Origin of the sequence: Mesorhizobium sp. J18 (genome assembly GCF_007829525.1) — a bacterium.
Classification (GTDB): Bacteria; Pseudomonadota; Alphaproteobacteria; order Rhizobiales; family Rhizobiaceae; genus VLJP01.
The window spans coordinates 3,176-16,155 of sequence record NZ_VLJP01000007.1; the positions used below are offsets into that span (position 1 = coordinate 3,176).

Here is a 12,980-nt window from a genome sequence, read left to right on the forward strand (position 1 = left end):
CCGCGGCTTCGACCAGGCCATGCGCGGCACGATCCGGCTTTCCTTCGCCACGACGGGAATCGTGCAGAACGGCAGGCTGGACTTCTACATGACCGCCACCTTCATCGCCGTGGCCCTGTCGATCTTCCTGCCCATGCTGATCTTCGGCGAGATGCCGTCGCTGCCGAGCTTCTCCAGCCTGCCATTCTACGAATGGACCATACTGGTGATCGCACTGATCGGCCTGATCGCCGTTCCCTATGCGCGCGACCGGCTGACGGCCATCGCCTGTCTCGGCATACAGGGCTTCGCGGTCGCGGTGCTCTTCATGCTGCTCGGCGCGCCGGACCTCTCCTTCACACAGTTCATGGTGGAGACGCTGTCGGTCGTCATCCTGGCGCTCGCCATGACGCGGCTGCGGCTCTATCCGAGCGACCATCGCCCGACCGACGAGAAGGTGCGCGATATGATCGTCGCGGGCGGCTGCGGCGTGGCCTTCACGCTGATGATGCTGAAAGTCGTGCAGATGCCGTTCGATCCGGCGCTGAGCGAATTCTTCAGCGCGAATTCACGCGTGATCGCCCATGGCCGCAACATCGTCAATGTCATCATCGTCGATTTTCGCGGCCTCGACACGCTGGGCGAGATTTCCGTTGTCATGATCGCCGGCCTGGCGATCCTGGCTCTGTTGCGCGTCCGGCGCGGCAAGCGCGTCGACTACGGCATTGGGGGGGAGGTCTGACATGCGCACCGTGATCTTCCGCACCGTCGCGCCTTACCTTACCAGCCTGATGGTGCTGTTCTCCATCTTCGTGCTCCTGCGCGGTCACAACGATCCGGGCGGCGGCTTCATCGGCGGGCTCATCGCTGCGTCGGCCTTCGCCATTTACGGCATTGCCTGCGGCGTGCCGGCGACGCGCCGGGCGCTCTATTTCCATCCGATGGCGATTTCCGGCTCCGGCCTTTTCCTCGCCGCGCTTTCCGGACTGTTGTCGATTGTCTATGGCGTGCCGTTCCTCACCGGGCTGTGGACCAGCTTCGGCTTCCTCGGCGTGGAAGTCGACATATCCACCGTGATGTTCTTCGACATCGGGGTCTATCTGGTGGTCGTCGGCGCCATCACCTCGATCGCCCTGGCGCTCGAGGAAAGGGAGCTGCCCTGATGGAAGCGGTTCTCGCCATAGTGGTCGGAGTCTTCTTTGCCGTCGGCATCTATCTGATGCTGTCGCGGCACATCATCAGGATCCTGCTCGGCATCGTCATCTTCGGCAATGCGGTGAACCTCACCATCTTCATCGCCGGTCGCGTCGTGCGGGAAGTGCCGCCGATCATTCCGCTCGGCCTCGACGTTCCGGACACGGTGACGGCCAACCCGCTGCCGCAGGCGCTGATCCTGACGGCGATCGTGATCTCTTTCTCGCTTTTCGCATTCCTGCTCGTGCTCGCCTTCCGCGCCTATCAGGACCTCGGCACGGACGACACGGACGGCATGCGCATAGCCGAACCGGAAGGCGAAGACCTTCCGCCGCTGGGATATTGAGGCAGGCATGGCAGCGGTTTCGGAAACGGCAGTGGATATTTCGAGCGCGATGATCACCGCGCCGACGCCGCTCGCCGACTGGGTGGTCATCGCCCCGGTGGCGGTGCCGATCCTTTTCGGCGCCTTCCTTCTGATGGTCAGGCATCATACCCGCGTCCACGCCGTCATTACGCTCTGCGCGCTCGGCCTGACCTTCGTGGCCAATGTGCTCCTGCTTGGCCGCGTCCTGGCGGACGGTCCAGTGGTGATGACCATGGGCCGCTGGCTGCCGCCCTTCGGCATTTCCTTCACGGCCGATACGCTCGGCGCCTCGATGGCGCTGGTCGGCACGCTGGTGGCGATCGTCTGCGCGCTCTACTCCACGAGGGATATCGAGGCCGTCGGCCGGCGCTACGGCTTCTATCCCTTCATGCTCCTGATGATGGCCGGCGTGGGGGGTGCGTTCCTGACCGGCGACATCTTCAATCTCTATGTGTGGTTCGAGGTCTTCCTGATCTCGTCCTTCGGCATGCTCGTGCTCGGCTCCGAGGAGCGCCAGCTCGACGGAGCGATGAAATACGGCGTGCTGAACCTGATCGCGACCACGCTTTTCCTGATCGCCACGGCCTATCTCTACGGCATCTTCGGCACGCTCAACATGGCCGACATCGCGGGCAAGGCAGGCGAGCTGCGCGGCACCGCGCCGCTGACGACGCTCGCCATGCTCTATCTGCTCGCCTTCGGCATGAAGGCGGCGGCCTTCCCGGTCAATTTCTGGCTGCCGGCTTCCTATCACACGCCGCGCATCGTCACCGCGGCCCTTTTCGGCAGCGTGCTGACCAAGATCGGTGTCTATGCGCTTCTGCGCACGCTGGTGATGCTCTTTCCGCCCGAGCGGGCCATGCTTTCGGGCCTTATCGCCTGGGTGGCCGCGGCGACCATGATCCTTGGCGTCATGGGCGCGCTGGCGCAGACGGACATCCGCCGCATGATGGGCTTCGTCGTGATTTCCGGCATAGGCGTGATGATGGCCGGCCTTGCACTCGGCACGGTGGAGGCTGTGGCCGGCACGGTGCTCTACGCCTTCCATTCAATGTTGCTGATGGCGGCGCTCTATCTGCTTGCCGGCATCGTGAACGAGGCGGTGGGCAGCTATTCGCTGCGCGAGGTTTCCGGGCTCTATCGCAGCCATCCGCTGCTTGCCGGCGGTGCATTCGTCCTCGTGCTGCCGGCTTCCGGCCTGTGGCCCAAGGTGCTTCTGGTCAAGGCATCGCTCGATGCCGGCAACGGATGGCTGGCCTTTGCGATCCTCGCCAGCGGCATCCTGACGACGATCGCGCTCGGCCGCTTCTTCATCCTTGCCTTCTGGCGTCAGGGGCCGGATGCTGCCCTGCAAGGCGAGGTTCCGGTCGTGGGTTATGTGGTGCTTGCCGCCCTCACGCTTCCGGTCATCGCGATCGGGGTTTATCCGGAACCATTCATCCGTATTGCAGAGAGTGCCGCCGCTGGCCTTATCGATCCTTCGGTCTATATCGGCACGGTGTTTCCCGCTGGAGCGACGCCATGACGCTTTACCTGGTGAATGTCCTGCTGGCATTGGCATGGGCCGCGGTGACCGGCTCATTCACGCTCGCCAATATCGTCTTCGGCTTCGTGCTCGCATCCGCCGCCCTTTATCTGATCCGGGGCCAGGTCGGCTCGCTCGGCTATTTCAGGCGGGCGGGGCACATTGTCTCGCTGACGCTACTCTTCCTTTATGAGCTCATAATGTCGGCCTGGAAGGTCGCCGTAATGGTGATGACGCCGAAAATGGACCTGAAGCCGGGCATCTTCGCCTATCCCCTCAAGGTGGACCGGGATTTCGAGATCACGCTTCTGGCCAATCTCATCACGCTTACGCCGGGAACGCTGTCGGTGGATGTTTCGGAGGACCGGCGCTTCCTCTATGTCCATGCCATCGACTGCTCCGATCCGGACCAGACGCGGCGCGACATCGCCGAAGGCTTCGAGCGCAAGATCATGGAGGCGTTCCGGTGACCGGCGAGAGCTTCCTGATCGCGGCGCAATTCATAGCGCTCGCGCTTTTCAGTGTCTCCTTCCTGCTGACTGTCATACGCGTCATCATCGGCCCGACCCTACCGGACCGGGTCCTGGCGCTCGACATGCTGGTGGCGACCGCCATTGGCTTCATCGCCATCATCGGCATTCGCACCGGCTTCACGCTCTATCTAGACATCGCCATTGCGCTCGGCCTGGTCGGCTTCCTCGCCACCGTCGCCTTCGCGCGCTTCGTCATGAGCCGGCGCTACCAAAAGGAATTCGTCGAGGAGGACAAGAAGGGTTTCTTCGAGGAGCGCGCGCCATGATCGATGCCGTGCAGAACTATCTCGCGGGTGCGCTGATCATCATCGGTGCCCTGTTCACTCTCATTGCTTCGATCGGGCTGTTGCGCCTGCCCGATCTCTATACCCGCATGCATGCGGCCTCGAAGGCCGGCACGGTCGGATCGGGCCTCATGCTGGTGGCGCTGGCGGTCTATAGCGATGATCTGGCGATCACGACGCGCGCCATAGCAGGAATTGTATTCTTTTTGCTCACTGCCCCAATTTCTGCGCATCTTCTTGCCAAAGCAGCATACGCGGCCGGTTATCGGATGTGGGACAAGTCGGTATGTGATGAAATGTCTGCGGGTGATGCGCCCGGATTGATTTCCAATGAGCGGCAACAGAGCATGTAGGTTCGGGTTGCGATTACTATAGGATCCCCGGAATTTTTCCGGAAGAGACTGTTTGATTGGTATAATCCTTCATGACCCACTCTTTCACTCTAATAAAATTTAGTGAGTTGACTTGTCTTATTAGAAGCATGAATTACATATTCGCCCGCGAATCAATATTCCAGCAATTACAACCTGTGATATAAAGCGAACGAAATTATGCCGCAAAATAGCGCAGGGAACAGTCAGGGGTCCAGAAAAATGGAAATCAGCGAAAGCCCGAGCAAAAGCAATGAAATGCTGATCGAATTGACTGCCGATGTTGTGGCGGCCTATGTCAGCAACAATCCCGTTCCTGTATCTGAACTTCCCAACCTGATAGCAGATATCCATACTGCGCTCGGCCGGGTCGGAAGTACAGGCGAGCAAATAGCGACCGAGAAGCAGAAGCCGGCGGTGAATCCCAAGCGGTCGGTTCATGACGACTACATCATCTGTCTCGAGGACGGGAAGAAGTTCAAATCTCTCAAGCGCCACCTCATGACCCATTACGGCCTGTCGCCCGACCAGTATCGTGAGAAATGGGGCCTTGACGCCAACTATCCGATGGTGGCGCCCAATTACGCGGCCGCGCGCTCGCAATTGGCCAAGAAGATGGGCCTGGGGCGCAAGCGCAAGGGCAAGTAATATCCGCTGATCCGACAATCGTATCACGAAACGAGCGGCGCCTTCCGGCGCCGTTTGTTTTGCCGGCGCGGATTGCGGGACGGAGCGATCTCGTCCGCCCGCCTTTCCTTGCCGCTCAGACGGTCAAGCGCCTGCTTCAGGGCTATGTGCCTGTTGAGATCATAGCTCCAGTGGCGCCGCGCGCCCTTCAGCCGCTCGCGCTCGATCAGCCGCTCCAGACGGCGCTGGATAGAGCGGCGTTCGTCTCCGCGCATTTCGAGCGCGGCCGAAAGATCTATGCCTGACATAAGGAAAAAGGCGACGTTCTGCCTCGCCTCGATCGCTTCCTGTTGCTTGCGCTGCCGGAAAGCCCGGATCTCACTTTCCAAAGACATCTGCCACCTTTGCTGCTGAACCGATCCGCGGATCATCGCGCCGCAGCAGGAGGCGGGGACAAAAACGACGTCAAAAAATTGGATCACGCAGAATAAACAAAGAAGAATCAATGAGATGGGGATTCTTCGGGGATAAATTTGTTCTCCTTTTGTTCACAATGGCCGCGCCGCCGGTTATAAGAATTTATTCCTTCAAGAACGAAAGGGGCAGGTTCCGTGAAGTCTTCCGCCGCCATATGTGCCACCGGTCTTCCGCCCGAAGAAAATGCGGTCCAAAGCCTTGTGCCAGATTGCGAATGCCGGCGGTTCAGCCATGTGGCCGACGAGCGCAGCATGGAGATGTGTGAATGCGTGATCGACATCGTTGCCGCGCTGTTCAATGTCAGCGGCAAGGAATTGCGCCGGCCGGGGAGATCGAGCACGGCGATCTCTCGCGTGCGCCAGATTGGCATGTATGTCGCCCATGTCGTGCTGCGGCTCACAATGGCAGAGGTCGGTCGTGGCTTCAGCCGCGACCGCACGACGGTGCAACATGCCTGCCACCTGATCGAGGATCTGCGCGAGGATGCCGAATTCGACCGCATCCTGAGCCTGACCGAACGGGTAACCGCCGCTGCGTTCCGCAACCGGGAGGTCCGCTGAATGACCGCCGGCATGAAAAGAGAGGACAGGAGTTCAAGGGAGAAGATGCGGGTGTCGCGCTTCCTTGCGGCAGGCCCGGCCACGATCGCCGTTGCCGGCAGCGGCGACAACCTGCTTCTGGAAACGGAAAACCGGGGCACGATCTCGGTGCGCAGGGGCGAGTTTCGCGCGCTGCTTGCCCAGGGCCTGGTGGTGGTTTCCGGCAAGTGCGCCCGGCTTTCGGCGGAAGGACAGGCGCTTGCGCGGCGGGCCGCGGCGACGGTCGAGCCGTTTCGTGCGCAGCACGGCGAGACAGGCAGCGTAGTGATGGAAGTGCAGGGAATGCGTGAGACGGTGGAGATCAATCTCGCCGAATCGCCGCTCGCCCAGCTTGCAAGCCGCAGGACCCGCAAGGGAGAGCGGTTTTTGACCGGTGCGGAAATCCGCGCTGGCGAACGGCTCCGGGCCGATTACACGCGCGGGCAGATCATGCCGCGTATCACCGCCAACTGGCAGGCGGCGGTGGCGTCCGGCCGGCGCGCCGGTGGCTCGGGCGGCATGGTCGAACTGACCGACGCGGCCCTTGCCGCGCGCCAGCGGGTGGACCGCGCGCTGCAGGCCGTCGGGCCGGAACTTGCGGGCGTGCTTGTCGATGTCTGCTGTTTTCTCAAGGGTCTGGAGCGGGTGGAGACCGAGCGCGGCTGGCCGGTGCGTTCGGCCAAAGTTGTGCTGAAGACGGCGCTCGGCGCACTCAGCCGTCACTACGAGCCACATCTTTGCAGCGGCAGCCAAAGCCGGCCGATCCTGCACTGGGGCGCGGAAGGCTACCGGCCGAAGATCATGGGGTGAGGTTTCACCTCTCCGGCCCAGTGCCGGAGGGGTGTGACACCTCAAGCCGCAGCCAGTTCGGCTTCCTGCTTGATGCGCTGGACCATGGCGCGCAGGCCGTTGGCCCGCTGCGGCGTCAGATGCTCGTCCAGGCCGAGCGCGCGCATGACCGCCTCGGCATCCGTGCGCCTGATCTCGCTCGCACGCTTGCCGGAAAAAAGCGCCATCATGATCGCCACGAGCCCGCGCACGATATGGGCGTCAGAATCGCCATAGAAAGTGATGACCGGATCGGGCCCCTCGCCATATTCGGTGTGCAGCCAGACCTGGCTGACGCAGCCGCGCACCTTGTGGGCGTCGTCGCGCGAGGATTCCGGGAAGGGCGGCAGGTCGTTGCCGAGCTCGATGATATAGCGGTAGCGCTCTTCCCAGTCGTCCAGGAAGGCGAAATCCTCTTGAATGGTGTCGAGCCTTGTGGTCATGCCCCGCATATAGTGGCCGGCAGGACGCGCGTCACGGGAAAAATCGCCCTATTCGCGCCCGGAAACGGTTCCGGTTTTGAGCGAAACGTCGGGCCGGGGCGTCGGCAGGGCCTCGACGCCGGCCTCCATGCGCGGCATTTCCAGGCCATCCTCCCTGAGGCCATCCTCCCTGAGGCCATCCTCCTTGAGGCCGGCCTTTCCTTCCTCGTCGCCCATGATCTCGTAGGCCATGCGCGCGCCTTCGCGCGCCCGCGCGCCGATCGTGTGAAGCGCGGCGCGCCCGGTCTCGCAGACATCGGGCTTGCGCTCGCAGATGCCGGTTATGTCCTCGACAGCCCCGCGCACGGCGAAAAAGGCCTGAATGGCGCCAACGGTGGTTGTCTCGGACCCTTCCTCGCCGGTCCGGATCGGAATGACCAGAAGCACCAGCGACAGCCAGAATATGCAACGGATCAGAAAACCCATTTTTCTTGTCCCTTTGTCCGCCCGCCGACAGATGCCTGCTGCCGGCGGGGCTGTCCCTGCCGCTCAGTATAGACGGCAGGATCCAAGGCCGGCTTGCCAGCTTTGCTAAAATTTTCAGTGAATCTTGCTTCGAAAATCTGAAGATGTGCGGATGAAACGTCTTTCCCTCGAAATGCTGCCTGTGCCGGTAAGCTTCCGGAGACCGCCCAAATCTCTGACGTGAAAATGTTTTTTCGTCCTGGCCCGGCATTTCAGCAGGGGCTGGCTGGAGCCTGATCGCCATTACCGACTGTTTACCATGACGCCAATCCGTGCCGAAATCGGCGGCTCCATCGGCCTTGCCGCGCGTTTTTCCGGCATTGGCGGCGTGCCGTTTATCCTTTCCTTAAAGGCTAGATGCGAGTGTCGGCACGACAAGAAAATCACTACCCAGGCCAGTTCCGAGAGTGCGTCGAGTTGAGTGCAGAAGCGTCCAAGCCCAGTAAGCCGTCGGCAGGGATAGCGGCCGCCTGCGAACGCCTGGTGCACCCTTCGGTGACCGGTGGCGAGCGCCGGCGGCAGGGAAGGCTGATCGGCACTCTTCTGGCCGGGCCGTTCCTAGCGGCAGCCGCCGTCGCGCAGAGCCTGGCCGGACATCTGGGAACCGCCGCGACGGTCGCGGCGGCCTGCGCGACGCTGGGCGCGGGCCTGCTTGTGGCGCTCCTTCTCATCGCGACGGCAAAAAGGCGTCTGGCCGAACACATGGCGCTTGTTCTGGCCGCCCCGGCGCTCGGCATCGTGCTGGCGGCATCGGGCGGCGCTGCCTCGCCGCTGGCTGTCCTGCTTGCCGCACCGATCATCGAGGCCGCCTGGGGCGGGCGGACGAGGAAGGCCGCTCTTGCCGGTCTTGCCTCGGCCGTCGGGGCGCTGGGCCTTGGAACGGTGCTTTCGACCACCGGCCTGATCGCTGCCGATCCCGCCAATGGATCGGCCTGGCACTGGCTGGTGCCGCTTGCCTATGGCGCGACGCTGTGGCCGCGGCTGCAGGGCCTGCTCGCCGCTGAAAAACCGGTCGAGACAGAAGCTGAGCCGCGTCCGCTGGAAGAGCTGATCGACGCGGTCGTGCTGCATCTGGATGAGGCCGGCGACGTCGTGGATGCCAATCGGCGCGCTGCGGCGCTTCTTGGCCTGCCTTGTGAAATGCTGCTCGGCTCCGGCCTGTTCGATCGCGTGCATGTGGCCGACCGCGTGGCCTATCTCTGCGCGCTTTCGGATCTGCGCGAAGGGGCCTCGGCGCGCAAGATCGACCTGCGGCTTCGTCTGCCCGCGGCGGAAACGGCGCAAGGCCGTTACGCCCATTTCTCGGCCGAGATCGTCCGGGATCCCGGCACGGGTCTGCTGGTCGCCGTGCTGCGCGACGGTTCGCGACTTGCCGAACTGACGATGCGGCTCGAAGCGGCCAGGGAAGCAGTCGAGGGCATGGAGATCGCCAAAAGCCGCTTCATGGCCTCCGTCAGCCATGAATTGCGCACTCCGCTGAACGCCATACTGGGCTTTTCGGATGTGCTTTCGCATGAGATGTTCGGCAGTTTCAGCGACAAGCGCCAGCTCGAATATGTGCGGCTGATCCATGACGCGGGCAGCCATCTGCTGGCGGTGGTCAATGCGATCCTTGACGTCTCCAAGATCGAATCGGGCACCTATCAGATACGCCCCGAGGTCTTCCGCTTCGAGGACGCGGTCCAGCTCAGCCTGTCCATGACGGAGAAGCTGGCAAGCGATCGCAACGTATCCGTCACCGTCGATGTGCCGGCCGATATCGGTGAGGTCTATTGCGACCGCCGCGCCGTCCAGCAGGTTCTGATCAACCTCCTTTGCAATGCGATCAAGTTCACGCCGGAAGGCGGCGGCGTCACGGTGACGGCCGAGCGCATCGGAGAGCGGCTGCAATTCCATGTCAGCGATACCGGCATTGGCATCTCGGCCGAAGACCTGAAGCGCATCGGCAAGCCTTTCATGCAGGTGGAAAACGACTATACAAAGCAGTTTAACGGCACAGGCCTCGGCCTTGCGCTGGTCAAGGGACTGGTCGGCCTCCAGGGCGGCGGCATGACAATAGAGAGCGCGCCGGGTGCGGGCACCTGCGTCAGCATCACGCTGCCGGTGGCCGAGCCGGAGGACGCCACCAGCGAGGCTGATGCCGCGGCCGCCAACCAGACACAGCATATCGATGACGGGACGAAGAATGAAACGATCCGCAAAACGGCGTAAGCAGCGCAGCGGGTTTGCCAGCCTGATGCTTGCCGGCCTTTCGGCCGCCGGCAGCGCCATTTCGCGCAATCCGGCAGTGGCCGGAGGCAGCACGGCATTCCTGGTTTCGCTCTTTTTCGTCTCGGCCAATGCAATGTGGTATCAGCCGCATTTCCATGAGAGCGCCTTTTTCGCCACGCGGCAGAACATGCCCGCCGCCACCGAGCCGGCGCCGGTGCCTGAGCCCGAATCGATACCAGAGCCGACCCGGCGTCCGGCCGAGCCTCAGGCGGCGGCCGAGCCGGTTCCCGCACCGGACAGAAGTGAGACGACAGGTGCCGTACCACCGCCGGAGAATGCCGCAAAACCCGGCGGCGACGAGACCGTGCGCAAGGTCCAGGAGGTGCTCGGCGGCCTTAATCTTTATCGTGGCCCGGTGGACGGGTTGACCGGTCCGCAGACGCGAAGCGCGATCGAAAGCTATCAGCGCATTGTGGGCATCGAAGTGACCGGCGGCATAGACGATACGCTCCTTCAGCATCTCGGCATGAAGGAGAAGCCGCAGGAAAGCGCGCCACCGCCCCCTACGCCGCGCCCGGCAGAGGTGGCCGAGCAGGAAAGGCCGGTGCAGGTGGCTTCGACGGAGCCCGTGAACGATCCCCTGATCGAACGCATTCAGGCGGGGCTGAAAGCCTTCGGCAATGACGGAATCGAGGTGGACGGCATCGTTGGCGAGGACACCCGCGCGGCCATCCGTGAATTCCAGTCACTTTTCGGGCTGGAAGTGACCGGCGAGCCGGATGCGGCCTTGCTGGCCAAGATGCGCGAAATCGGCCTGACGAATTGAGGCTGGCGGGCGGCGTCGGGACGAAGAAAGGGACGAACGCGGCGCTGAATACAAGTGAAACCGCTTCGGTTCAAAGGGATCGCGACATGCGGGTCACCACCGAGATCTGGGTTTCCGCGCTGGTGCGGCGGGTCTTTGCCGAAGGCGGGTTCGCTGCGGTCGTGCGGCGCGGCGCAGCCGAGGCGGGGGCGATTTTCATCACCCGCCGGGACCGCTTCGGACGGGTGACGCTCTACGGCCCGGCGCCGCAGATCAGCTATACGGAGGCGCGGCCTTCGGACCGTCAGTTCAGCCTTCTGATCACGACGGAGGAGGAGACCGAGATAGCGGCCCGGCTGGAGCGCGAGATGCGTTTCGACGCGGACCTTTGGGTAGTGGAAGTGGAGACCGTCGACGATCCGGCCGGGACTTATTTCGAGCTAGTGGAACGAATTTGACATCTGAGTCCCGTCTCCGTCATCCGCTTGCTCAAAGGTCAAATTCAAAAGCTCGACGAGAATCAACTACTGACCCTAGTCACGCCCTGAGCGCATTCCTGCGGGCGGCATCTCCAGGGCTCCGGCGCTGCAGAAAAGCCTGCGCCGCGCCCGGCTCCATACGCTCGAAGCGTTCGACGAAAAGCCGGACAGCCTGCGAATGGCCGAAATAGGCGGGGAAAGCGGCTGCGGTCAGCAGGAAAGCCTGCTCGGTTTCCAGCCCGATGGCGCGCAGGCCGGTCATCAGGTCGAGATAGGAGGATGCGGTCAGCAGCCGGCGCGCCTGCTCGTGATCAAGCCCCAGGGCTTTCGCCAGCACCGTCCTTAAACGGGAAGCGTCGCCCGAGAGCGCGGCCCTGCGCAATTCGTCATAGGAAGGCTCGCCCGCATTCTGATCGGCGCTGGCCGCCTTTTCGTCGCCATCGGTTGCCCGCATCATTTCGCGCAGCCGCTCGCGGACGGCCTCCTCGGCCATTCCCTTCCGGCGGCCTGCGGCCTCGTCCTGCTTCGGCTTGTCGGCATGGGCGATCAGCGCGCGCACGAGATCGGCAATCGCCGGATTGAGCCCCGGCCGGCGGGCGATGGCGCGGGCATGGGGCAGGCCATGACGGCCGATAAGCGCGATCAGGTCGATATCCCTCAGCGCGCGGGAACGGACAAGAAGCGGTTCCGAAATCTCGACGGGCTCGTTGGCAAGCCGCCGAAGCAAGCCGGGCGGCACGCTTTCGCATTCCGACAGGGCGGCGGCGGCGAAGCGGCGCGCATCCGCAGGCACGCAATCGAGAAGGGGCAGGGTGAGGTCGTCGAGCTGGACGATCTCGCTGCGTGACGGCCGGGGCAGCGAACAGAAAGCCGAGACGGCGGCACGGAAAAGCCGTTCGGCCTTTCCTCCTTCCCCTCCCTGGGCGATCTGTCTGAAGACCGAAGATGACACGGGCAGATACGCCTGACGCTGCAACTCGACACATGATACGGGCAAACCGCGCCCGGCCATGAACCTAGCCGGTATCCGTTAGAAAGCTGTTAACCGCGTTTCTTAGAGGAGCATTTGCCATTTGGGCGAGGGCTTCCATTGACCGCGGCCTTCCGCCGGGGAGGGAACGGGATCTGGTATCATGTGCGAAAGACCATTTTTGATGTTCTGGACATCAGAGTGGATAGATAGTATATGATCAATAAAGGATCAGATATAGACCTTATTCATGATCACAGCCGCACAAATGCGCGCCGCCCGGGCGCTCCTCGGGATCGATCAGCGCCAGCTTGCCGAAATGGCGGGCCTGTCGGTGCCGACCATTCAGCGCATGGAGGCGAGCGACGGCAATGTGCGCGGCGTGATCGATACCTTGACCAAGCTGGTCGAGGCTCTCGACCGGGCGGGGATCGAACTGATCGGCGAGAATGCCGTGAGTTCGGGTGGAGGGAGAGGGGTTCGCCTCAAAGCGGACCCCTCTTAAGTCTTGCTCCTGATTGAACGAAGAGCGGCGCGCCGACCGCAGCCCGGCCGACGATCCCGCCAGAATGGTGGCAAAGGAAAGGATTGTGATGGCCGCCGCGACCGCAAAACCGGATTTTCGTGAACTCTTTACGCCCAAGCTTTTCACGGTCCTGAAGGAAGGATACGGACTGGCGAGCCTGAAGGCCGACGCCATATCCGGCCTGACGGTCGCCATCGTGGCATTGCCTCTTTCCATGGCGATCGCCATCGCCTCGGGCGTGACGCCGGACCGGGGGCTATACACTTCCATCATCGGCGG

At 62.8% G+C, this 12,980-nt stretch carries 19 protein-coding genes; 15 read left to right on the forward strand and 4 right to left on the reverse strand.

What is annotated here, in order from left to right; genetic code table 11:
* The 8 genes from mbhE to L598_RS03870 all read left to right on the forward strand — a co-directional run.
* Positions 1-721 (forward strand): hydrogen gas-evolving membrane-bound hydrogenase subunit E (mbhE, locus tag L598_RS03835; RefSeq protein ID WP_144860717.1); only part of this gene is annotated, 721 nt, incomplete at its 5' end.
* Position 722: 1 nt separating this feature from the next.
* Positions 723-1,142 carry a Na+/H+ antiporter subunit B gene (locus L598_RS03840; RefSeq protein ID WP_144860567.1) on the forward strand — a complete coding sequence of 140 codons (420 nt, stop codon included), beginning with the start codon at positions 723-725 and terminating at the stop codon, positions 1,140-1,142.
* Positions 1,142-1,519 carry a Na+/H+ antiporter subunit C gene (locus tag L598_RS03845; protein WP_144860569.1) on the forward strand — a complete coding sequence of 126 codons (378 nt, stop codon included), beginning with the start codon at positions 1,142-1,144 and terminating at the stop codon, positions 1,517-1,519. Before L598_RS03840 ends, L598_RS03845 begins: the two co-directional genes overlap by 1 nt.
* 7 nt (positions 1,520-1,526) lie before the next feature.
* Positions 1,527-3,065 carry a Na+/H+ antiporter subunit D gene (locus L598_RS03850; RefSeq protein WP_144860571.1) on the forward strand — a complete coding sequence of 513 codons (1,539 nt, stop codon included), beginning with the start codon at positions 1,527-1,529 and terminating at the stop codon, positions 3,063-3,065.
* Positions 3,062-3,535 carry a Na+/H+ antiporter subunit E gene (locus tag L598_RS03855; RefSeq protein ID WP_144860573.1) on the forward strand — a complete coding sequence of 158 codons (474 nt, stop codon included), beginning with the start codon at positions 3,062-3,064 and terminating at the stop codon, positions 3,533-3,535. Before L598_RS03850 ends, L598_RS03855 begins: the two co-directional genes overlap by 4 nt.
* Entirely contained in the window at positions 3,532-3,864 is a 333-nt protein-coding gene (locus L598_RS03860) for a cation:proton antiporter (protein ID WP_144860575.1), read from the forward strand. Before L598_RS03855 ends, L598_RS03860 begins: the two co-directional genes overlap by 4 nt.
* The gene (gene mnhG / locus L598_RS03865; RefSeq protein WP_144860577.1) at positions 3,861-4,235 is read left to right on the forward strand and encodes a monovalent cation/H(+) antiporter subunit G; all 375 of its coding nucleotides are present in this window, start codon (positions 3,861-3,863) and stop codon (positions 4,233-4,235) included. Before L598_RS03860 ends, mnhG begins: the two co-directional genes overlap by 4 nt.
* 240 nt (positions 4,236-4,475) lie before the next feature.
* Positions 4,476-4,901 carry a MucR family transcriptional regulator gene (locus L598_RS03870; RefSeq protein ID WP_144860579.1) on the forward strand — a complete coding sequence of 142 codons (426 nt, stop codon included), beginning with the start codon at positions 4,476-4,478 and terminating at the stop codon, positions 4,899-4,901.
* 23 nt (positions 4,902-4,924) lie between these two features.
* Here the strand turns inward: L598_RS03870 and L598_RS21700 are convergent, their stop codons facing one another.
* Positions 4,925-5,275: a cytoplasmic protein gene (locus L598_RS21700; protein ID WP_246658621.1), complete on the reverse strand. Its 351-nt coding sequence runs from the start codon at positions 5,273-5,275 to the stop codon at positions 4,925-4,927.
* Between the two features lie 333 nt (positions 5,276-5,608).
* Between L598_RS21700 and L598_RS03880 the strand changes: the two genes are divergently transcribed.
* Together L598_RS03880 and L598_RS03885 are read left to right on the forward strand one after the other, a co-directional pair.
* Positions 5,609-5,917, forward strand: a complete 309-nt coding sequence (locus tag L598_RS03880; RefSeq protein WP_246658622.1) for a helix-turn-helix domain-containing protein — start codon at positions 5,609-5,611, stop codon at positions 5,915-5,917.
* Positions 5,918-6,745, forward strand: a complete 828-nt coding sequence (locus L598_RS03885) for a DUF6456 domain-containing protein (RefSeq protein WP_144860581.1) — start codon at positions 5,918-5,920, stop codon at positions 6,743-6,745.
* 41 nt (positions 6,746-6,786) lie between these two features.
* Here L598_RS03885 and L598_RS03890 read toward each other — a convergent pair whose 3' ends face one another.
* Both L598_RS03890 and L598_RS21360 read right to left on the reverse strand, forming a co-directional pair.
* Positions 6,787-7,206 (reverse strand): SufE family protein, encoded by a 420-nt coding sequence (locus L598_RS03890; protein WP_144860583.1) that lies wholly within the window; start codon positions 7,204-7,206, stop codon positions 6,787-6,789.
* A 48-nt stretch (positions 7,207-7,254) separates the two neighbouring features.
* The gene (locus L598_RS21360; protein ID WP_186444924.1) at positions 7,255-7,671 is read right to left on the reverse strand and encodes a DUF5330 domain-containing protein; all 417 of its coding nucleotides are present in this window, start codon (positions 7,669-7,671) and stop codon (positions 7,255-7,257) included.
* A 522-nt stretch (positions 7,672-8,193) separates the two neighbouring features.
* On the opposite strand from L598_RS21360, the gene L598_RS03900 reads away from it, so the two are divergent.
* From L598_RS03900 to L598_RS03910, 3 genes are all read left to right on the forward strand, one after another.
* Positions 8,194-9,921 carry a PAS domain-containing sensor histidine kinase gene (locus L598_RS03900; RefSeq protein WP_246658623.1) on the forward strand — a complete coding sequence of 576 codons (1,728 nt, stop codon included), beginning with the start codon at positions 8,194-8,196 and terminating at the stop codon, positions 9,919-9,921.
* Entirely contained in the window at positions 9,896-10,747 is an 852-nt protein-coding gene (locus L598_RS03905; protein ID WP_144860587.1) for a peptidoglycan-binding protein, read from the forward strand. The genes L598_RS03900 and L598_RS03905 overlap by 26 nt, the downstream gene beginning before the upstream one ends.
* A gap of 86 nt (positions 10,748-10,833) precedes the next feature.
* Positions 10,834-11,184: a DUF1491 family protein gene (locus L598_RS03910; protein ID WP_144860589.1), complete on the forward strand. Its 351-nt coding sequence runs from the start codon at positions 10,834-10,836 to the stop codon at positions 11,182-11,184.
* A 79-nt stretch (positions 11,185-11,263) separates the two neighbouring features.
* Here L598_RS03910 and L598_RS03915 read toward each other — a convergent pair whose 3' ends face one another.
* Positions 11,264-12,157 carry a hypothetical protein gene (locus L598_RS03915; protein WP_144860590.1) on the reverse strand — a complete coding sequence of 298 codons (894 nt, stop codon included), beginning with the start codon at positions 12,155-12,157 and terminating at the stop codon, positions 11,264-11,266.
* 268 nt (positions 12,158-12,425) lie between these two features.
* Between L598_RS03915 and L598_RS03920 the strand changes: the two genes are divergently transcribed.
* Positions 12,426-12,680: a helix-turn-helix transcriptional regulator gene (locus L598_RS03920; protein ID WP_144860592.1), complete on the forward strand. Its 255-nt coding sequence runs from the start codon at positions 12,426-12,428 to the stop codon at positions 12,678-12,680.
* Between the two features lie 88 nt (positions 12,681-12,768).
* On the forward strand, positions 12,769-12,980 hold a 212-nt coding region (locus tag L598_RS03925), incomplete at its 3' end, for a SulP family inorganic anion transporter (protein WP_246658624.1).

Bases quoted from the DNA above. Each gene is read 5' to 3' on its own strand.
- L598_RS21360 (WP_186444924.1), bottom strand. From the start codon at position 7,671: ATGGGTTTTCTGATCCGTTGCATATTCTGGCTGTCGCTGGTGCTTCTG.
- L598_RS03890 (WP_144860583.1), bottom strand. From the start codon at position 7,206: ATGACCACAAGGCTCGACACCATTCAAGAGGATTTCGCCTTCCTGGAC.
- L598_RS03905 (WP_144860587.1), top strand. From the start codon at position 9,896: ATGAAACGATCCGCAAAACGGCGTAAGCAGCGCAGCGGGTTTGCCAGC.
- L598_RS03910 (WP_144860589.1), top strand. From the start codon at position 10,834: ATGCGGGTCACCACCGAGATCTGGGTTTCCGCGCTGGTGCGGCGGGTC.
- mnhG (WP_144860577.1), top strand. From the start codon at position 3,861: ATGATCGATGCCGTGCAGAACTATCTCGCGGGTGCGCTGATCATCATC.
- L598_RS21700 (WP_246658621.1), bottom strand. From the start codon at position 5,275: ATGTCTTTGGAAAGTGAGATCCGGGCTTTCCGGCAGCGCAAGCAACAG.
- L598_RS03880 (WP_246658622.1), top strand. From the start codon at position 5,609: ATGGAGATGTGTGAATGCGTGATCGACATCGTTGCCGCGCTGTTCAAT.
- L598_RS03870 (WP_144860579.1), top strand. From the start codon at position 4,476: ATGGAAATCAGCGAAAGCCCGAGCAAAAGCAATGAAATGCTGATCGAA.
- L598_RS03855 (WP_144860573.1), top strand. From the start codon at position 3,062: ATGACGCTTTACCTGGTGAATGTCCTGCTGGCATTGGCATGGGCCGCG.
- L598_RS03840 (WP_144860567.1), top strand. From the start codon at position 723: ATGCGCACCGTGATCTTCCGCACCGTCGCGCCTTACCTTACCAGCCTG.
- L598_RS03850 (WP_144860571.1), top strand. From the start codon at position 1,527: ATGGCAGCGGTTTCGGAAACGGCAGTGGATATTTCGAGCGCGATGATC.
- L598_RS03845 (WP_144860569.1), top strand. From the start codon at position 1,142: ATGGAAGCGGTTCTCGCCATAGTGGTCGGAGTCTTCTTTGCCGTCGGC.
- L598_RS03920 (WP_144860592.1), top strand. From the start codon at position 12,426: ATGATCACAGCCGCACAAATGCGCGCCGCCCGGGCGCTCCTCGGGATC.
- L598_RS03885 (WP_144860581.1), top strand. From the start codon at position 5,918: ATGACCGCCGGCATGAAAAGAGAGGACAGGAGTTCAAGGGAGAAGATG.